Annotated in this window: 16 protein-coding genes and 1 pseudogene; 6 read left to right on the top strand and 11 right to left on the bottom strand. The window is 71.7% G+C overall.

Going from position 1 to position 17641, the window contains the following annotated elements; translation table 11 throughout:
- Nucleotides 1-3 precede the first annotated feature (3 nt).
- The gene (locus tag OHA17_RS18065; protein ID WP_406507467.1) at nucleotides 4-2331 is read right to left on the bottom strand and encodes an LPXTG cell wall anchor domain-containing protein; all 2328 of its coding nucleotides are present in this window, start codon (nucleotides 2329-2331) and stop codon (nucleotides 4-6) included.
- A gap of 214 nt (nucleotides 2332-2545) precedes the next feature.
- On the opposite strand from OHA17_RS18065, the gene OHA17_RS18060 reads away from it, so the two are divergent.
- Nucleotides 2546-3037, top strand: coding sequence for a hypothetical protein (locus OHA17_RS18060; RefSeq protein ID WP_406507466.1), 492 nt, complete (start codon nucleotides 2546-2548; stop codon nucleotides 3035-3037).
- 11 nt (nucleotides 3038-3048) lie between these two features.
- Here OHA17_RS18060 and OHA17_RS18055 read toward each other — a convergent pair whose 3' ends face one another.
- The 6 genes from OHA17_RS18055 to OHA17_RS18030 all read right to left on the bottom strand — a co-directional run bounded on the left by OHA17_RS18055 (nucleotide 3049) and on the right by OHA17_RS18030 (nucleotide 8905).
- Nucleotides 3049-3594, bottom strand: a complete 546-nt coding sequence (locus OHA17_RS18055) for a cupin domain-containing protein (protein WP_406507465.1) — start codon at nucleotides 3592-3594, stop codon at nucleotides 3049-3051.
- 124 nt (nucleotides 3595-3718) lie between these two features.
- The gene (locus OHA17_RS18050) at nucleotides 3719-4891 is read right to left on the bottom strand and encodes a cytochrome P450 (protein ID WP_406507464.1); all 1173 of its coding nucleotides are present in this window, start codon (nucleotides 4889-4891) and stop codon (nucleotides 3719-3721) included.
- A gap of 204 nt (nucleotides 4892-5095) precedes the next feature.
- Nucleotides 5096-5431 carry a helix-turn-helix domain-containing protein gene (locus OHA17_RS18045; protein ID WP_406507463.1) on the bottom strand — a complete coding sequence of 112 codons (336 nt, stop codon included), beginning with the start codon at nucleotides 5429-5431 and terminating at the stop codon, nucleotides 5096-5098.
- A gap of 66 nt (nucleotides 5432-5497) precedes the next feature.
- Nucleotides 5498-6964, bottom strand: coding sequence for a PTS transporter subunit EIIC (locus OHA17_RS18040; RefSeq protein WP_406507462.1), 1467 nt, complete (start codon nucleotides 6962-6964; stop codon nucleotides 5498-5500).
- Between the two features lie 62 nt (nucleotides 6965-7026).
- The gene (gene murQ / locus OHA17_RS18035; RefSeq protein ID WP_406507461.1) at nucleotides 7027-7956 is read right to left on the bottom strand and encodes an N-acetylmuramic acid 6-phosphate etherase; all 930 of its coding nucleotides are present in this window, start codon (nucleotides 7954-7956) and stop codon (nucleotides 7027-7029) included.
- Between the two features lie 31 nt (nucleotides 7957-7987).
- The gene (locus tag OHA17_RS18030) at nucleotides 7988-8905 is read right to left on the bottom strand and encodes a MurR/RpiR family transcriptional regulator (RefSeq protein ID WP_398880478.1); all 918 of its coding nucleotides are present in this window, start codon (nucleotides 8903-8905) and stop codon (nucleotides 7988-7990) included.
- A gap of 113 nt (nucleotides 8906-9018) precedes the next feature.
- Here OHA17_RS18030 and OHA17_RS18025 point away from each other — a divergent pair, with 113 nt between their 5' ends.
- The 3 genes from OHA17_RS18025 (at nucleotide 9019) to OHA17_RS18015 (ending at nucleotide 10118) form a co-directional block, all read left to right on the top strand.
- Nucleotides 9019-9378 carry a hypothetical protein gene (locus tag OHA17_RS18025; protein WP_406507460.1) on the top strand — a complete coding sequence of 120 codons (360 nt, stop codon included), beginning with the start codon at nucleotides 9019-9021 and terminating at the stop codon, nucleotides 9376-9378.
- Complete coding sequence (locus OHA17_RS18020; protein ID WP_189965166.1) at nucleotides 9375-9641, top strand: DUF4031 domain-containing protein; 267 nt, start codon at nucleotides 9375-9377, stop codon at nucleotides 9639-9641. Before OHA17_RS18025 ends, OHA17_RS18020 begins: the two co-directional genes overlap by 4 nt.
- Before the next feature lie 273 nt (nucleotides 9642-9914).
- Complete coding sequence (locus tag OHA17_RS18015) at nucleotides 9915-10118, top strand: cold-shock protein (protein WP_053724154.1); 204 nt, start codon at nucleotides 9915-9917, stop codon at nucleotides 10116-10118.
- Nucleotides 10119-10219: 101 nt separating this feature from the next.
- Here the strand turns inward: OHA17_RS18015 and OHA17_RS18010 are convergent, their stop codons facing one another.
- The 3 genes from OHA17_RS18010 to OHA17_RS18000 all read right to left on the bottom strand — a co-directional run bounded on the left by OHA17_RS18010 (nucleotide 10220) and on the right by OHA17_RS18000 (nucleotide 12933).
- Nucleotides 10220-11425 (bottom strand): Cmx/CmrA family chloramphenicol efflux MFS transporter, encoded by a 1206-nt coding sequence (locus OHA17_RS18010; protein WP_406510751.1) that lies wholly within the window; start codon nucleotides 11423-11425, stop codon nucleotides 10220-10222.
- 259 nt (nucleotides 11426-11684) lie between these two features.
- On the bottom strand, nucleotides 11685-12215 hold the full coding sequence (locus OHA17_RS18005) for a GNAT family N-acetyltransferase (RefSeq protein ID WP_406507459.1): 531 nt from the start codon (nucleotides 12213-12215) through the stop codon (nucleotides 11685-11687).
- Between the two features lie 82 nt (nucleotides 12216-12297).
- Complete coding sequence (locus OHA17_RS18000; RefSeq protein WP_406507458.1) at nucleotides 12298-12933, bottom strand: hypothetical protein; 636 nt, start codon at nucleotides 12931-12933, stop codon at nucleotides 12298-12300.
- A gap of 213 nt (nucleotides 12934-13146) precedes the next feature.
- Here OHA17_RS18000 and OHA17_RS17995 point away from each other — a divergent pair, with 213 nt between their 5' ends.
- The gene (locus OHA17_RS17995) at nucleotides 13147-14406 is read left to right on the top strand and encodes a hypothetical protein (RefSeq protein WP_406507457.1); all 1260 of its coding nucleotides are present in this window, start codon (nucleotides 13147-13149) and stop codon (nucleotides 14404-14406) included.
- Nucleotides 14407-14551: 145 nt separating this feature from the next.
- Nucleotides 14552-15088 (top strand): annotated as a pseudogene (locus tag OHA17_RS17990) (sigma-70 family RNA polymerase sigma factor); the annotation flags it as partial.
- A gap of 92 nt (nucleotides 15089-15180) precedes the next feature.
- On the opposite strand, the gene OHA17_RS17985 reads toward OHA17_RS17990, so the two are convergent.
- Nucleotides 15181-17457, bottom strand: coding sequence for a heavy metal translocating P-type ATPase (locus tag OHA17_RS17985; protein WP_406507456.1), 2277 nt, complete (start codon nucleotides 17455-17457; stop codon nucleotides 15181-15183).
- Between the last annotated feature and the right edge of the window lie 184 nt (nucleotides 17458-17641).

Raw genomic sequence — 17641 nt, 5'->3', positions numbered from 1 at the left:
CAGTTACGCACCGCCACCACCGGAGGCCTTACGGCGGCGGAGCCAGACCAGGCCGGCGCCGGCCGCGAGCAGTGCCAGGGCCGCGCCCGCGATCGTGGCGATCTGGGTGCCGGTGTTGGCGAGGCCGCCGCTGGCGTGCTGGTCACCGGGGGCGGGCTGGTGGCCGCCCTGGCCGGAGGGGGCCGGTGCCGGGGTGGACGGCGGTGTCGAGGTCCCACCGCTGTGGGTCGGGGTCGGAGTGGGAGTGGGGTTGCCTCCCGTGCCGGTGTGGGCTGCGGTGTTGCCGCCGAGGGCGAGCAGTGCCCTGCTCTCGGCGTCGTCGGTCATCGCCTTGACGGAGATGTCGGTCGTGCGGGGCAGGTTCTTGTGCTCGGCGGTGAACTTGGCCTGGGTGACGTTCTGCTTGGGCGACTTGGAGAAGTCGACGCCGCCCATGACGCAGGTGCCGGGCCGGCCGGCCCTCTCGCAGGGGTAGCTGTAGTCGCCCTGGGTGAAGGACTTCACGTAGTCCTTGTACGTCTGCTCGGGGGTCCAGGAGGCGTTCTTGCCGCGCAGTGGCCAGTCGGTGACCGTGTTGCTGTTGATGATCGCGTGGTAGTCGGTCGGCGACTTGGCGTCCTGCTGGCGGATCCACTCGGCCGCGACGCGCGCGTTGTAGACGGCGCGCAGGTCGGCGTACCGGGCGTCGGTGTTCACCTTCTTCTCGATGTCCGGCACGATCATCGCGTCCATGAGCTCGGTGACGCGCTTGTGCTGGGCGTCGGTGAGGTTGCACGGGCCGTTCGGGCTCGGGGTCTTGACCTCCTGCGGGACCGAGTTGACCTTGAGCGGGGCGTCGAGGATGTACAGGCCGCCGTTCTGCTCGCGGACCTCGGCGGGCTTGGGGACGATCCAGTTCCGTACGCCGTGGGTGCAGGGGATGTTCTCGGCCTTGAGCTTGTCGAAGAGCTGCTTGCCGATGCCCGTGCGCGGGTCCATGTCCTTGGCGTAGTCGTGCTTCATCTCCAGGTCGGCCTGGAGCAGGACGCGTCCGGCGTCGGTCTTGCCGAACGTCTTGTCCATGATCTTGTCGGGCTGGTCCGGGTTGAGGTTGACCCAGAACTTCTCGGGCGTCAGGGCGAGCCAGGTGAAGAAGGAGTCCGAGATGAGCTCGGCCTTCTGCCGGCCGCCGTAGCCGAGGCCGGAGGACTCGTCGACCTTGTTCGCGGAGAACGAGTAGTTGAGGCCCTGGCCCTTGACGGGCTTGCCGACGTAGCGGAGTTCGAGCGTGGAGAAGTCGACGCCGCCGGGGCCGCGCACGCGCATGCCCTCGGGGTCGGCGGCCCGGATGCGGTCCAGCTGCCGCTTCAGGTCGGCCGGGGTCGGCGGCGACTGCCGGATGACGTCGGCGCCGCGCCCGATGCTCTTGGCGGTGTCCTGGGCGGTGTACTTGCCGGGCTGGAACTCGGGCTCCGGCGTGGAGACGTGCTCGTACGTCGTGACCCGGCCCTGCCCGCCGAGCTTCTTGAGCCCGTCCGTGTACTTGACGGTGTCCTCGGACTGCGGCTGCCCGAAGGCGTACCGCAGCTTGTAGTCCTTGAACTTCGGGTCCTTCAGGAACGCCCGGTCCTTGGGCGCCTGCGAAGTGTCGTGGTTGCCACCGGACTTGATCTCGACGGCTTCCTTCGTGACCTTGTTGAACGCGTCGTAGCGCCGCTGGTAGGACTCGCCGGTCTCCGGGTCGGTGACCGTGACGGTCTCCTCGCAGATCCAGTCCGGACCGGTCAGCCCGAGGTCCTTGATGACCTTGCCGTGGAAGGCCTCGCCGCGCGGCTGGCGCCCGTACACCTCGATGTAGGCCTCGTTCAGCCAGTTGCCGAAGCCGCCGTACTTGGTGTCGGTGTTGCCGTTGCGCTTCAGGTAGTCCTTGTACGTCGCGTAGACCCGGTCGGGGGTGCCCTCCGGGTAGCTCTTGTACGGCTTGTCGAGCTTGTCGAGGATCCTGTCGCGCGCGGCGGGGTCGTCGGGCAGGGAGAGGCCGTCCATGGCCTGGCGCTGGTTGGGGAAGCCGTAGGAGTCCCAATCGGTCTCGGGCCGGACCGCGTCGCCCTTGGCCCAGGGCAGTTTGCTCGGGTCCGTCGGGTTGCTGGGCAGCTTGAACATTTCGTCGCAGCGCTGCGCCTTGACCGCTGCGGCGGCGGTGCCCTGGAGCTGCGGCAGGCCGCTGACGGAGAGGATGCCGACGGTGGCGAGCGCGACCGCGGCGCGCGCCCAGAGGTGGTGCCGGCGCGTGGATGTCGAAGGCGTGGATATCGAGCGCGTGGATATCGAAGACGTGGATCTCGAAGACATCGGCTGGTTCACGCGAGCGTGTCTTTCCCCGGGAGCCCGAAGAGGTGGGCGTGGAGCGTGCCGCGACACCAGGGGCCCCCGTGCTCAATGGTGCCGCGCAGCACCACACGCTAGCCCTGCCGCGCCACAGGAGCCCCACAGTTTTCCGGCTCCCCAAACTCCCAACTCCCCATCTCCACAAGCCTCTTACACCACTCCCGTACCCTCGTCGGTCATGAGCGAGCAGCAGTGGACGGACCATCCCCGGCTCAGGACGTGGCTGGCGGAACAGGAGGCGGCGTTCGCGGCGTGGGCCGCGTCGCACCCGGGCACCTGGGACTTCTCCCCGTCTTCGGTCGACGACCTGGAGCGTGCGGTGCGGGCGGACTTCGCCTCGTCCGAGTGGGAGGACGTTCGGGCCGCGCAGCACACCCCGAGGGTGACCGCGCCCGCGTGGTACCTGGGCGAGGTGTGCGTGCGGGCGGGCGCGGTGTGGAAGGTGAACCCGGCGGCGCCGATCGACCCGGACACCTGGGAGGGCCCGTTCGTGGGTGTGCCGGGTGACCCGATGGAGGACCCGGACCACGAGGACCTGTACGAGGACGAGGACTACTGCCCGGCGGCGGTGCCGGTCACCGAACTGCGCGGCATGTTCCTCAAATCCCCGCCGTGGCGGCTGCGGAACGTGGTGGAGGAGTTCGAGGAGTGGGGGCGGGGCAGGGCCTGACGGCGGGGCGTTCACCCGATGCGGGGCGGCGTCATTTCCATCGGGGTGAGTTGTTCGATGTCGTAGCGGAGGCGCAGTTCGGCGATGGCTTCCTGGTCCACCTGCGGGCCGGAGTTGAGGATGTCGAAGAGTTCCTCGAAGTAACGCTCGTGGTCGGGCGGGGGCGATGCCTGGAAGAACATCCGGGCCGGTTCGCCCGAGGTGTTGGCGAACGCGTGCGGGCAGCCCGCCGGGACGACGATCACGGTTCCGGCGGTGGCCCGGACGCACCGCTTTCCCGACGGGGATTCCCAAGCGCGCCAGTTGTCGCGGGTGCGGATGCTCGGTTCGAAGGCGAGGACGTCGAGCTCGCCTTCGAGGACGTAGAAGAGCTCTTCGCTGCGGGTGTGCAGGTGGGCGCCGACGTCGAATCCCGGGGGGACCACGACCTCGAAGCTGGAGGCGACCCGTGAGTGCTCACCGGTCGCCTTGAAGGTCACGTGCTGTGCCGCGGTGACCAGGGTGCGGCCCTCTCCCGGTGGCATCACCAGGCCGTCGGGGACATAGGGCAGCGTCATCGTGCGGATCCTTTCGGGAGGGGTCAGGGCAGCGCGACAGGCCGGCGGGGCAGGGCGGTGGGTGGGGTCAGGTGGGTGGGGTCAGGTGGGTGGGGTCACCGGGGCACTGGCAGGTCGCGTGGGGTCACCACGTCACCGGCAGGTCGACCGGGCCGCGGATCAGCACCCCGGTCGGCCAGCGCACCTGCTCGGCCGGGACCGCGAGCCGCAGGTCCGGCAGCCGGTTGAGCAGGGTGGACAGGAGAACCTCCGACTCCATGCGGGCGAGGAGCGGACCCACGCAGTAGTGCGGACCGTGCCCGAAGGCCAGGTGCGGCGGCCCCTGGCGGTCGACGTCGATCCGGTCCGGGTCGGGATAGACCTGCTCGTCCCAGTTGCCGGCGACGTAGGAGACGTAGACCAACTCGCCGTCGCGGATCAGCACACCGCCCACCTCGACGTCCTGGGTGGCGATGCGCGGCTGCCCGACGCCGTGCTTGTGGGGGATCCAGCGCAGCAGTTCGTCCACGGCCCGGGGCACCAGCGCGGGCTCGGAACGCAGCCGGTCCATCAGGCCGTCCCGGGTGAGCAGGGCGTACACCATGTTGGTGGTGTTGTTGCAGACGGCGTGCCAGCCGTTGAGCTCCATGAGTGTCGTGAGGGCGAGGAGCTCCTCCTCGTCGATGCGGCCGTCGTCGACGGCGGCGACCATCGTGCTCATCAGGTCGTCCCGTGGTTCGGCACGGCGCTGTGCGGCCAGGTCGCGGAAGTAGGCGCAGGCGGCCTCTCGCCCCTGCCGGGCCCGGTCGGCGGCCGTCTCGTCGGACGCCCTGGTCAGGAGGGTCTGGGCCCAGGCACGGATCTGCGGCCGGTCGGCGGGCGGCACCCCGATCAGCTCGCTGACCACGTCCAAGGGGAACGGCGAGGTGACGTGTTCCACGAGGTCGGCGGGCGGCCCGGCCGCCATCAGCCGGTCCACGCGCAGGTCCAGGAGCTCCTGGACCCGTGGCCGCAGCCGGTCCATGGCGCGCTGTGTGAACGCCGGGGCGACCACCGCGCGTACCCGGGCGTGGCCGGGCGGGTCCACGAAGCTGAGCGCCCGGTCCATCGGGATGAAGTGCTTGGTCATCTTCGGGATGGGGCGGCCGATGATGTCCCGGCTGAAGCGGGGGTCCGAGGTGACGAACCGGACGTCGTCGTACCGGGTCACCAGCCAGCATTCGCCTTCCCCGTGCGGCAGCCTGATGCGGGAGACCGGCCGGTCTCTCAGCGACTCGCGGAGGAACGGGTCGAAGTCCAACTCCGGCAGGTCTTCCACGGTCCACAGACGTGCCGGACACCGGTCTGATACAGGTTCAGCTGACTTCATCGGCCACCACCCCGCTGGGAAACAGTCCTCTTACTCGGACAGCTCCCCGTACAGGCGCCTTCGCAGCCGGGCACACCGGGAAAGTCACCCTTCCGGGCCACTAGGGGCATGCCCTTCGTTTAAACGGGCCCGAGCCGGGCGTCGTCCGGGACGTCAGGCGGCCGGGTGGGCGGTGAAGGTGATCTGTTCCCGGTCCGCGTCCATCGCGATGTTCAGCGACGCGTTCAGGCCCACCGCCAGGCGGCGCAGCAGCGGGAGGGTCGGGAAGGAGGCCGCGCTCTCGATGCGGGCGATCTTGGCCTGGGAGAGTCCCGAGCGCTCGGCGACCTCGGCCTGGGACAGCCCGAGCTCTCTGCGGCGGTCGAGGACGGCCTTCGCGAACGACACGGCCAAGCGGAACCGGGCCACCTTGGCCGCGCCCTTGGAGGCCGCGGCGTGCCCCTTGGTGAGTGCCTTGTCCCGGGCCGGGTTTCCTCGGGCGTGGTCCATGACGCGTCCCCCTCTTCGCCTTGGCTGTACGGCAGTTGGGCCGGGCGGTGCCGACCCCCGCCCACCTTACGAGTGGGCGGGCTCCATCGCCTTGGGGGTGGCGGGCTCCGCCGGGGCGGGCGTCGCGTTCAGGTCCGTCAAGGACTGGCGGGTGAAGCCGAAGCAGTACGTGGCCAGGAAGCCCACCACGTAGCCCGTCAGCAGGCCGCCCGCGTAGATCGCGATCGTCGTGCCCAGGCCGTGGTTGCCCTGGAGCAGGGGGAACAGGGCCCAGCCCGACGGGCCGATCGCCGTCGACCCCACCTTGTCGCCCAGCATCGAGAACAGGCCCACGAACGCGCCGCCCGCGGCCCCGCCCGCGCACGCCGTGATGAACGGGCGGCCGAGAGGGAGCGAGACTCCGTAGATCAGCGGTTCGCCCACGCCCAGGAATCCGGCGGGGAGCGCCGACTTGATGGTGCCGCGCAGCGATTCGTTGCGCTTGGCGCGCAGGTACACCGCCACCGCGCAGCCCACCTGGCCCGCGCCCGCCATCGCCAGGATCGGGAGCAGCACCGTGTAGCCCTGCTGCTCGATGAGGGTCGTGTGGATCGGGATCAGGGCCTGGTGCAGGCCCAGCATCACCAGCGGCAGGAACAGGCCGCCCAGGACCAGGCCCGCGAACGCGCCCGTGTTGTCCAGGAGCCAGTTCGCGCCGTGGCCGATGCCCGTCGAGACCTCCCCCGCCAGGAACATCAGGCCGTAGAGGGTCACCAGGCCCGAGATCAGCACCGTCAGGGTGGGGGTGGCCAGGACGTCCAGTGCCTCGGGGACCCAGCGCCTGCACCACTTCTCGACGTACACCGCGAGGAGCGCCGCCCCCAGCGCGCCGAGCACGCCGCCCTGGCCGGGCGCCAGCGTCTGGCCGAAGACGGTGATCTTCGCGACCCCCGCGAACACGATGATCGACGCCACGGCCCCGCCCAGGATCGGCGTACCCCCGAACTCCTTCGCCGTGTTGAAGCCCACGAACACCGCGATCAGCGCCATGAAGCCCGACGCGATGGCGGCGAGCGCGGGGGTCACGCCCGTCAGCCAGCCCAGGTTCACCAGCAGGCCGTTGAGGCCCGCGATGATGCCGCAGCCGATCAGCGCCGGGATCAGCGGCACGAAGATGTTCGCGATCCGGCGGAGGAAGAGCTTGAACGGGGTCGCGTTCCGCTCCTTGCGGGCCGCCTTCAGCTCGGCCCCGCGATCCGCCAACTCCTCGGCGGTGAGCGGGAGTTGGGGGGCTGCCTCCGCCACCAGCGTCTCGAACTCGGGGGCCACCCTCGCCACCGTTCCCGGGCCGAGCACGATCTGGTACGTGTCGTCCTCGACCACGCCAAGGACCGCCGGCAGCGCCTTCAACGCCTCGTCCTGGACCAGGGCGCGGTCCTTCAGGCCGAGCCTGAGGCGGGTCATGCAGTGGGCGATCGAGCCGATGTTCCGGGCACCGCCCACGAGGGGGAGGATCGCGGCGGCCGTGGCGCGGTTCTTGTTCTCTGGTGCCATGGTGCGGGTGCCTTGCTGTGCGGGTGCCTTGCTGTGCGGAGCCGAGGGGGCCGAGCGGGGGGTCAGGGGGCTGCGTGCAGGGCCGTGCGCAGGTGGCCCCGGCTCTCGGTCAGGAGGCGGGCCGCCGCGGGGCCCTCCACGCCGCCGAGGATGACCAGGATCGCGTTCTTCACCTCGCCGTCCGTCGCGGCGAGCGCGGCCTCGATCTCGGCGTCGTCCGCGCCGGTCGCAAGCGCCACGATGCGGCGCGAGCGGGCGCGCAGCTTCTCGTTGGAGGCCCGTACGTCGACCATCAGGTTCCCGTAGGTCTTGCCGAGCCGGATCATGGTGATCGTCGAGATCATGTTGAGGACCAGCTTCTGGGCCGTGCCCGACTTCAACCTCGTGGAGCCGGTGAGGAGTTCGGGACCGACCACGACCTCGATGCCGTGCTCGGCGGCCGCCGCGAGCGCGCTGCCCGCGTTGCAGGACAGGCCGATCGTGAGGGCGCCCGTGCGGCGCGCGTGCTCGACCGCGCCGATCGCGTACGGGGTGCGGCCCGAGGCCGAGATGCCGACGACGGTGTCGAGGTGGGTCAGGTGCAGGGCGTCGAGGTCCTCCGCCGCCAGCTGCTTGGAGTCCTCGGCGCCTTCGACCGCCTTGACCATCGCGGACGGGCCGCCCGCGATGAGGCCGACGACCTCGCAGGGGTCGGTGTTGAACGTCGGCGGGCACTCGCTCGCGTCGAGGACGCCGAGCCGCCCGGCCGTGCCGGCGCCCGCGTAGATCAGCCGGCCGCCCTGCGACATCCGCGCGGCCGTCGCGTCGATCGCGGCCGCGATGTCGGGCAGCCGCTCGGCGACCGCCGCGGGGACCGTGGCGTCCTCACTGTTCATGATCCGCGCGATCTCGGCGGTCGGCAGCCGGTCGATCTCCGCGAGATCGGGCCGGAACGCCTCGGTGGTGAGGGTGGCGAGCTCGGCGCGGAGTTCGGCGTAGTCCTGGGTGGTCATGGTGACGGCGGCTCTTTCTCTGCGTACGGCGCTAGCGGGTGCGGGGGTTGTGGCGGTGGGCGAGTGCCTCGTACGAGGCGGACAGGGCCGGGGCCGCCGTCTCGTACGTGCGCTGGGCGATCCCGATGAACAGGCAGTCCACGACGAGGAGTTGACTCGTGCGGGACGACATGGCGGCCGGGCGCAGTTCGCTCTCGCGGGCCGTGGAGGTGGTCAGGACGTGGTCGGCGTACTGCGAGATCGGGCCGTCCGGGCGGCCGGTGATCGCGATCGTGGTGGCGCCGTGGTCGAAGGCGACCCGCAGCGGCTCGATGACGTCGCCGGTCGAGCCGGAGTGGGTGATCGCGACGGCTGCGTCGCCGGAGCGCAGCTGCACGGCGTTGGTGACGGCGAGGTGCGGGTCGGTGTGGGCGTGCGCGATGAGCCCGATGCGCAGGAGCTTCTGCGCGAGGTCCTGGCCGACCAGCGAAGAGGCGCCGACGCCGTAGATGTCGATGCGCCGGGCGCCCGCCAACGCACCTACGGCGGCGCCGAGTTGGACGGTGTCGAGGGCGGCCGCGGTGTCGGCGAGGGTCTGCTGCTCGTCGTAGGCGAGCTTCGCGACGACGTCCGCGATCGGGTCGTCGACGGCTATGTCCGCGGTGACGGCCGGGGCCCGGCCCGACTGCTGCTGGGCGGCGAGCCCGGCGAGCGCGAGGCGCAGGTCGCGGTAGCCGGGGTAGCCGAGGAGGCGGGCGGTGCGCACCACGGTGGCCTCGCTGGTGCCGGTGAGCTCGGCGAGGCCGGTGACCGTGAGGGCCGCGCAGCCGGCCGGGTCGCCGGCGACGGCTTCGGCGACCCGCTGCATGGAGCGGGTCATGGACGGCGCGAGCGTGCGCACCTTGGCCGCGAGGGCCGCCGGTGCGGGCGGGGCGCCGCCGCTGAAACTTTCCTTCACGTCATTGGTCACTCTTGAAAGATATTTTCGGCCGCTTCTCCGGTCAACCCCCTTTGGTCCCGTCACCGCGCGGCCCTTGGTCCCTTCGCTCGGGCTCCGGTGTGGCCGGGGTGACAATGGAGGGCATGGACGACGTACAACCTCTGGAGCAAGCCCTGCACGCCGCCCGCGCCCTGGTCCTGGCGGATCTGGCGGCGCGCGACGTGGCGCACGCGGACGTCGTCTCGCTGGTCGAGGACGCGGTCACCCACCGGCGCTGGTGGGTCGAGCAGTGGCCCGAGGGCACGGAGTACGTCGCGGGGCTGGTCGCCCAGGACGTACAGGACGCGCTCCTGGAGCAGTACGGGCGCTGGCCGCTGTGCCCGGTGTGCGACGCGGGCGATCCGCACGCCCTGGACGTGGAGCCGGAGCTCGGACCCGACCCGCACTGGGTGTGCGGCAAGGCGGGCGTCGTGGTGGCCCCGGTCGGCGGCCTCGGCGGATGACCCTGTACATCGACCCGCCGACCTGGCCGGGCCACGGCCGCATGTGGTCGCACCTGGTCAGCGACGTCTCGTACGAGGAGCTGCACGCGTTCGCGGCGTCCATCGGCTGCCCGCCGCGAGCCTTCGAACGTGATCACTACGACGTGCCCGCGCACCGGTACGACGACGCGGTGCGGGCGGGCGCGGTGGAGATCGGCTCGAAGGAGCTCGTGCGCCGTCTCACGGAGGCGGGGCTGCGGCGGCCGAAGGGGCGGCCGGCCTGACGAAAGCTCCGGCGAGGGGGTGCGCGGAACGGCTTCCCGGCGCCGGTCGGGGGACCCCGCTGGCGGGATCTTGTCGCCGGTTCGGCTGCGGCCCGTAGCCAGACGACTGCGGATCGGCTAACTTCCTTGCCAGTAGTCGTGGTTCCGAAGTCTCAGCGCCCGCGGTTTACGCCGTGGGCGTTTGCTGTGCAGCAATGTCCGAGGACCAGGGCGATCACCTCACCCAGGGGTACTGACAAGCCAGTGCCCCGCGATCCTCGACAGGGGAAACACATGGCAACCGGCACCGTGAAGTGGTTCAACGCGGAAAAGGGCTTCGGCTTCATCGCGCAGGACGGCGGCGGCCCGGACGTTTTCGTCCACTACTCCGCGATCAACTCCACCGGCTTCCGTGAGCTGCAGGAGAACCAGCAGGTCAACTTCGACGTCACCCAGGGCCCGAAGGGCCCGCAGGCGGAGAACGTCACCCCTGCCTAAGCAGTGACCCCGTGACCCCGGCTTTGGCCGGGGGAACACCGAAGCGCCCCGCACCCGAGGAATCGGGTGCGGGGCGCTTCGCGCGTACGGGTTCGGACGGGTCAGACCTCCACGCGGGCTGGCGCGAGGGTGTGGTCCGTCGAGCGGGCCACCACGTACGACCGGGACTTGTGCAGGCGCAGGGAGGCGGTGACCAGGACGAGGGCGAGGACCGTCATCGCGGCGCCCGCCCAGGCGGTGGCGGCGAAGCCCAGGTTCGCGCTGATCACGATGCCGCCGAGCCAGGGGCCCGCGGTGTTGCCCAGGTTGAACGAGGACGTCGTCGTCGCGCCGGCCAGCGTCGGGGCGGCGCCGCCGACGTTGAACATGCGGGCGTTGAGCGCGGGGGCCGTGTAGAACGCCGAGAGGCCGATCAGGAACGACAGGGTGATCGCGACGGCGGGCGTCGACGCGAACAGCGCGAGCGCGACCAGGAACGCCGTCGAGGCGGTGATGCCGCTGAGCAGCACGCCGAAGAGGTGTGCGTCGGCGACCCGGCCGCCGATGGTCGTCCCGATCAGCGCGCCGACGCCGAACAGGCCGAGCACGGCCGGGACCCAGCCCGCGTCCACGTGCGCGACGTCCGTGAGGAGCGGCTTGAGGTAGCTGAACGCACAGAACACGCCACCCGCGGCGAGTGCGGTGATCGCGACGGAGAGCAGCACCTGCGGGTCGCGGTAGATCCGCAGCTCCCGGCTGAGCCGGGGCTTCTCGGCGGGCAGCGGGATGCGCGGGATGCGGGTCACGACGCCGACCAGCGCGATCGCGGAGGCGGCGCCGACCGCCCAGAACGCCGCCCGCCAGCCCAGGCCGTCACCGAGCAGCGCGCCCAGCGGCACACCCAGTACGTTCGCGATCGACAGGCCGCCGATCATGACGGCCATCGCGCGGGCCCGCGCGTTCACCGGGACCATCGCGATGGCGACCGCCGCGCCGACCGCCCAGAATCCGGCGCAGGCCAGCGCGGACACGACCCGCGAGGCGAAGAGCAGCGCGTAGTTCGGGGCCAGCGCGCCCGCGACCTGGCCCAGGCCGAAGACGGTGATCAGCGCGATCAGGGTGGTGCGGCGTGGAAGCCGCAGGGTGGCCACCGCGAGCAGCGGGGCACCCACCACCATGCCGATAGCGAAGGCCGAGATCAGCAGGCCCGCCTGCGGAATCGACACGCTCATGTCGTCCGCGATGGCCGGAAGCAGTCCCGTGAGCATGAACTCGCTCGTCCCGAGCGCGAAGACCGACAGGCCCAGGATGTAGACGGCCAGCGGCATGCGTTTCGCCGCGGGGGCGGAGCCGGAGGAGTTCGCCGAAGCGGAGCCGGAGAGGCTTTCTGCGGGGGGAGTGGGGGCGGGCGCGGGCGTGGGTATGGGCTCGGCGGGCATATCGGGTGCCAACGCGAGTGGCCGTTTCCGTATTCCCCGGGGTATTCCGCCGGGCATCCCCGGGCTATTCCTCGTTTGTGGAATTCCCCGCCGGCGGTCGGGCCCGGCCGGGCCCGCCGATCCCGGTTCCGGTCAGTCCCGATTCCGGTCAGTCCCGGTTCTGGTCGAGGAAGTGCAGTTCGAAGAGGTGCTGGGCCTCCCGGCCGCTTATCGGGCGCGGGGTGTCGCCGATGCGGCGGAAGCCCGCCCGTTCCAGGACGCGCTGCGAGGCGGTGTTGTCCTCGTCGGTCGTGGCGTACACCGCCTCGACGTCGGGCTGCGCCAGCGCCCAGGCGGTCAGCGCCCTGACGGACTCGGTCGCGTACCCCCGGCCCCGTGCGGACTCCGCCAGGTCGTAGCCGATCTCGACGCGGCCGTCCTCCGGCGGGCCGTGGAAGCCGATGCCGCCGATGGCCCGGTCGTCCTCGGTGCGGACGATGACGTACGCGCCCCAGCCCGTGCGGTGCCGGCTGGTCTCCAGGCCCGCCAGCATCTTTCCGGCGGCGAAGCGGCTGCCCTCGTGCGGGCCGCCGGGCGCCCACTCCCAGCCGCCGTCGCCGCCGTCCTGAAGCTCCGCGGCCGACGCGCGGGTCAGCTCGTGAAGGGCGATGCGGTCGGCCTGGACTGTCACGGGGAGCACGCGGGTTACCTGCTTTCCGGCGGGAGTTGTGCGGCGGGCGATGGGCTCGGAGCCGTTGCGCCCGTGGTGATTATGCGGCCGATCAGGCGGTGAGCAGGGTCAGTTCCGCCTCAAGGTTCTCCCGGGCCGGGGCCTCCCACTCGCGTTCTCCGTGCGGGGTGCGGAACAGCCTTGGCAGGGCGAGGAGTTGGGTCAGCACGTCGGCGCGGCCGACCCGGAAGGCCTCGTCCGGCACGAAGGCGTACTCCTCGCGTACGGCGGCGGCGTACGCGGCGTATGCCTCCGGGGCGGCGGCGAGGATCGCGAGGTCGGCGTCGCACAGGACCGCGCCGTTGGCGTCGCCGTCCTCGGGGGCGTGGGTGACGGTCAGGCGCACCAGGCGCGCCACCTCCGCGGTGTCCTGCTGGCTCAACCCGGCCTCGGGGAGGGCGCGTTCGGCCAGGCGGGCGGAGCGTTCCTCGTTCTCGGAGCGGTCCGGAAGGTAGACGGCATCGTGGAACCAGGCCGCCAGCCGCACCAGGTGGGGGTCGGCCGCGTACTGCTCCAGTACGTCGATGTGGTCCAGGACCGCTTGGAGGTGGGCGGTGTTGTGGTAGCGGCGGTGGGGTTCGGCCCAACGGGCCAGCAGGGCGTCGGCGTACGGCTCGGGCCGCGCGGCGGGGGAGGCGGCGAGCAGGGCGGTGTGCCAGCGGGCGCTGAGGGCGTCGGTTTCGGGCATGCGGCCGAGGGTATCGGGGGCCGGTTCTCCCACCCTCCTGCTCACCGTGTGCCGGTACGTACCCGGGCGGGTGCGCCGATCGGCTGAGGGGTGCTCACACAGATGCCGCATCCAAGTGGCGCGAAGGGGTCCACCACCAGGTAATGGCAACAACTGGTAACTCAGTGCACAGATGGGCCAAAAGCAAACGCACCCGTCCCCATGGAGCCGAGTATGACGACACCTTCTTCGTCACCCCTACCCGCCCCGCCGGGCATACCTCCTCTCCCCTCGGCCGACCCGTCCCCGCCGGTCGGATACGCGGAACGTGTCGCGGAAGCGCCCCCGCCCCCGTCCCCGCCTCCGCCGACCGAGGAAGTACGCCCGTCCCGGCCGGTCGAGGACGCGGACCTGACTCAGCCGGTCGAGGACGCGGCCCCGGCTCAGCCGGCCGAGGTCGCGGGACCCGTCGTCGGCAAGTCCGGGTCCGCGTACTCCAGCCCGGTCGACGGCCTGGTGCACGCCGCCGTCGCCGACCGGCCGTTGGAGGAGGTCGTACAGCTCATCACGCTCCTGGAGCAGTCGCCGGAGTACGCGCGCGCCACGGTCGACGCGCTCCACGCGGTCGGCATGGACCGCTCGGTGGAGGACATCTCCCGGCTGGTGGCGCTGCTGACGCGGCCGCCGCGCAGCCCTGACAGCGCCGACGAGGCGATCCGCGCGGCGGCCGAATGCCGGCCCGTGGAGGAAGTCTCCCGGCTGATGGCTCTGCTGCACCGGTCTCCGCTGGAGCGGCACTGCGGAGAGGAGGCGATCCGGGCGGCCGCGACCAACAGGCCCGTCGAGGACCTCGTGCAGCTGATCGGCCGCTTGGCCGAGGAGAAGCACGTGGACGCGCCGCAGCCCGCCGCGAGGGCGTCGGCATTGGCGTCGGACGACCCGGACGCCGCCCTGTTGTACGTGGATCCCCCGGCGGACCTCCGCATGGTCCCCCAGGGCGCACCCGCCGACGTCTTCGTCCCGGCCGCCGCACGGCGCGGCCGTGCGCAGACGCAGGGCAGCGGCACTCCCCGCGCGTGGCCGAGGTGGCTGACGTCTCTGGCGCTCGTCGTGTGCAGCCTGGCCTACCTCCCGCTGCACCGGGGCGGCGCGTCGCTCGGCTCCGTCGGCATCGACCTCGGCGTGTCGGGTCTGTGCTTCCTGCTGGCGGTGGCGCTGGCGTTCACCGGATCGCCGGTGGTTCTCGCCCTCGGCGTGCTGGTGCCCGCGGCGCTGGCCTCCGTGCAGCTCCTTGAGGGCCAGCTCCATTCGCGGGCCCTCTCCAGCGCCCTGGCGATCACCGCCGCACCGTCCTGGGTCGCCGGTCTCGCGGCCGTGATCGCCGTGCTGCCGGCTCTGATGGCCGTGCTCGCCTACATCGCGGCCGTGCAGCCGGAACGGCATCCCCGGACCGAGCCCCGTCCCGTGGCGGAGGCGGAACAGCCGGTCGGATGATGGCACCCCGCAGCACAAACGACTCGGGCGGCCGGCCTCGGTGAGGCGGCCGCCGGCGTCGTACCCCGGCGGCCCCGTGTCACATCCGCCGGCTTCGGCGCGTCAGCGGTGTGACGGATCGGGTTGCGACGAGGGGATGCGGGCCATGAACGGGCAGGAATATCTGGCGGAGCGGTTCGAGTCGCAGCGGGGGCAATTGCGTTCCGTGGCCCATCGGATGCTCGGGTCGCTCCACGAGGCCGATGACGCCGTGCAGGAGGCCTGGTCGCGGCTCGGCCGGTCCGACACCGTCGCGGTGGCGAACCTCGGGCACTGGCTCACCATCGTCGTCGGGCGGGTCTGTCTCGACATGCTGCGCGGCCGGGCCTGCCGCCGCGAGGCGCCGCTCGGATCGCGCGTGCCCGACCCGAGGGCCGGTGGTGGGGATGCCCCCGGCCCCGAAAGCGACGTACTGCTCGCCGATTCGGTGGGTCTGGCCCTGCTCGTCGTCCTTGAGACGCTGGACCCGGCCGAGCGGCTCGCCTTCGTCCTGCACGACCTCTTCGCCGTGCCCTTCGACGAGATCGCTCCCGTCATCGGGCGTACTCCGGCCGCCGCCCGTCGGCTCGCGGCCCGTGCCCGGCGCCGGGTAAGGGGCGGCGCCCCCGACACCGGCCTCGCGGGCCGTGGCGAGGTGGTCGAGGGGCCGAGCCCGGATTGAGCCGACTGTTCTGATGGTGCTGACCGTGCCGACCGTGCTGACGGCCTGAGCACCGGTGCTCAGTGGTCCGCTGATCAGTGGTCCGCCGCCTTGAAGCTCCTCAGACGCAACGAGTTGCCGACCACGAACACCGACGAGAACGCCATCGCCGCGCCCGCGATCATCGGGTTCAGCAGGCCCGCAGCCGCCAGGGGCAGAGCGGCCACGTTGTAGGCGAAGGCCCAGAACAGGTTCGACTTGATCGTGCCGAGCGTCTTGCGCGAGAGCCGGATCGCGTCCGCCGCCGCCCGCAGGTCGCCGCGTACGAGAGTGAGGTCGCCGGCCTCGATGGCGGCGTCGGTGCCCGTGCCCATGGCGAGGCCGAGGTCGGCCTGGGCGAGGGCGGCCGCGTCGTTGACGCCGTCACCGACCATGGCCACCGAACGGCCTTCCGCCTGAAGGGACTTGACGACGTCGACCTTGTCCTGGGGCATGACCTCCGCGTACACGGTCTCGATGCCGACCTCCGCCGCGACCGCCTCGGCGACCGCCCGGTTGTCGCCGGTCAGCAGGATCGGGGTCAGGCCGAGGGCGCGCAGGCGGCGGATCGCCTCGGGGCTGGTCTCCTTGACCGCGTCGGCGACTTCGAGGACCGCGCGGGCCTCGCCGTCCCAGGCGACCGCGATGGCGGTACGTCCCGCCACCTCGGCCCGCTCCTTCGCCTGCTTCAGGGTTGGGGTGAGCTCCATCGCCCACTCCCTGAGCAGCTTCTCGCGGCCCACCAGCACCGCGTGGCCGTCGACGATGCCCTGGACACCGAGGCCGGCGATGTTGGCGAAGTCCTCGGGGGCCGGCAGCGGACCGGCCTCGGCGGCGGCCGCGTCGGCCACCGCGCGGGCGACGGGATGCTCGGAGGAGTGCTCCAACGCGCCTGCAAGGAGCAGGACTTCGGCCTTGTCGGTGCCGTCGGCGGTGTGGACGGCGAGGAGGGTCATGCGGCCCGTCGTCACCGTGCCGGTCTTGTCCAGGACGATCGTGTCGACCTTGCGCGTGGTCTCCAGGACCTCCGGGCCCTTGATCAGGATGCCGAGCTGGGCGCCGCGGCCGGTGCCGACCATGAGGGCGGTCGGGGTGGCGAGGCCCAGTGCGCACGGGCAGGCGATGATCAGTACGGCCACGGCGGCCGTGAACGCGGCGGTGAGGCCCGAGCCGTTGCCGAGCCAGAAGGCGAGGGTGGCGAGCGCGAGGCCGATGACGACCGGGACGAAGACGGCCGAGATCCGGTCGGCGAGGCGCTGGGCGGCGGCCTTGCCGTTCTGGGCGTCCTCGACGAGCCTGGCCATGCGGGCGAGTTGGGTGTCGGCGCCGACCCGCGAGGCATCGACGACCAGGCGGCCGCCCGCGTTGAGGGTGGCACCGGTGACGGTGTCGCCGGGGGCGACCTCGACCGGGACGGACTCGCCGGTGAGCATGGAGGCGTCGACCGCGGACGTCCCCTCGACCACGACACCATCGGTGGCGATCTTCTCGCCGGGCCGGACCAGGAAGCGGTCGCCGACCTTCAACTCGCCGGTGGGAATGGTCAGTTCACTGCCATCGCCGTGGAGAACGGTCACGTCCTTGGCGCCCAGTTCGAGCAGCGCCTTCAGGGCCGCGCCCGCCTTGCGCTTGGAGCGGGCCTCGAAGTAGCGCCCGGCGAGGATGAAGGCGGTGACGCCGGCGGCGGCCTCCAGGTAGATGTTGCCCGCGCCGTCCGAGCGGCCGACGGTCAGCTCGAAGGGGTGGGTCATGCCCGGCATTCCGGCCGTGCCGAAGAACAGCGCCCACAGCGACCAGAGGAACGCGGCCGAGGTGCCGACCGAGATCAGCGTGTCCATGGTCGCCGCGCCGTGCCTGGCGTTGGCCCAGGCGGCCCGGTGGAAGGGCCAGGCGGCGTACGTCACGACCGGCACGGTCAGGGCGAGGGACAGCCACTGCCAGTACGCGAACTGGAGGGCCGGGGCCATCGACATCGCGATCACCGGCACGGCGAGGACGACCGCGGTGAGCAACCGCTGCCGCAGCGGCCGCAGCTCGTCGTCCGGCTCGGCGCCGCTCCCGGTGTCGGCCTCGTCCCTGGGCTCGGTCCGTACGGGTGAGGGCTCCTGGGCGGTGTAGCCGGTGGCCTCGACGGTGGCGATGAGGTCGGCGACGGACACGTCCTCGCGGAAGGTGACCTTCGCCTTCTCGGTGGCGTAGTTGACGGTGGCCTCGACCCCGTCCATGCGGTTGAGCTTCTTCTCGATCCGGGCCGCGCACGAGGCGCAGGTCATGCCGCCGATGGCGAGCTCGACGTCGGCGGCGCCGGATGTGGTGGATGTGGTGGTGGTCACGGCTGCGGCTCCTCGGGGCAGGGGTGGTCGGGTCTGGGGGTAATAGTGGCGCCGATACAAATACCCCCTGGGGGTATCTTGATAGGCCCATGTATACCCCCAGGGTGTATGGGATGCAAGGGGCTGCGGGAGGCGGCCGCCCGTCGCGCCCCGCCGCCGAGGGTGGGTACGAGGCGGGCCTCGC

The sequence above is a fragment of the Streptomyces sp. NBC_00212 genome (assembly GCF_045206365.1).
Lineage (GTDB): Bacteria > Actinomycetota > Actinomycetes > Streptomycetales > Streptomycetaceae > Streptomyces.
The sequence above is the reverse complement of the archived record's forward strand: the minus strand, read 5'-3'. Positions and strand labels throughout refer to the sequence as shown.

Excerpts from the sequence above, each read along its gene's own strand:
- OHA17_RS18000 (WP_406507458.1), bottom strand. The coding sequence starts at position 12,933 with ATGCCCGAAACCGACGCCCTCAGCGCCCGCTGGCACACCGCCCTGCTC.
- OHA17_RS18060 (WP_406507466.1), top strand. The coding sequence starts at position 2,546 with ATGAGCGAGCAGCAGTGGACGGACCATCCCCGGCTCAGGACGTGGCTG.
- OHA17_RS18045 (WP_406507463.1), bottom strand. The coding sequence starts at position 5,431 with ATGGACCACGCCCGAGGAAACCCGGCCCGGGACAAGGCACTCACCAAG.
- OHA17_RS18020 (WP_189965166.1), top strand. The coding sequence starts at position 9,375 with ATGACCCTGTACATCGACCCGCCGACCTGGCCGGGCCACGGCCGCATG.
- OHA17_RS18025 (WP_406507460.1), top strand. The coding sequence starts at position 9,019 with ATGGACGACGTACAACCTCTGGAGCAAGCCCTGCACGCCGCCCGCGCC.
- OHA17_RS18040 (WP_406507462.1), bottom strand. The coding sequence starts at position 6,964 with ATGGCACCAGAGAACAAGAACCGCGCCACGGCCGCCGCGATCCTCCCC.
- OHA17_RS18015 (WP_053724154.1), top strand. The coding sequence starts at position 9,915 with ATGGCAACCGGCACCGTGAAGTGGTTCAACGCGGAAAAGGGCTTCGGC.
- murQ (WP_406507461.1), bottom strand. The coding sequence starts at position 7,956 with ATGACCACCCAGGACTACGCCGAACTCCGCGCCGAGCTCGCCACCCTC.
- OHA17_RS18055 (WP_406507465.1), bottom strand. The coding sequence starts at position 3,594 with ATGACGCTGCCCTATGTCCCCGACGGCCTGGTGATGCCACCGGGAGAG.
- OHA17_RS17995 (WP_406507457.1), top strand. The coding sequence starts at position 13,147 with ATGACGACACCTTCTTCGTCACCCCTACCCGCCCCGCCGGGCATACCT.
- OHA17_RS18010 (WP_406510751.1), bottom strand. The coding sequence starts at position 11,425 with ATGCCGCTGGCCGTCTACATCCTGGGCCTGTCGGTCTTCGCGCTCGGG.
- OHA17_RS18065 (WP_406507467.1), bottom strand. The coding sequence starts at position 2,331 with ATGTCTTCGAGATCCACGTCTTCGATATCCACGCGCTCGATATCCACG.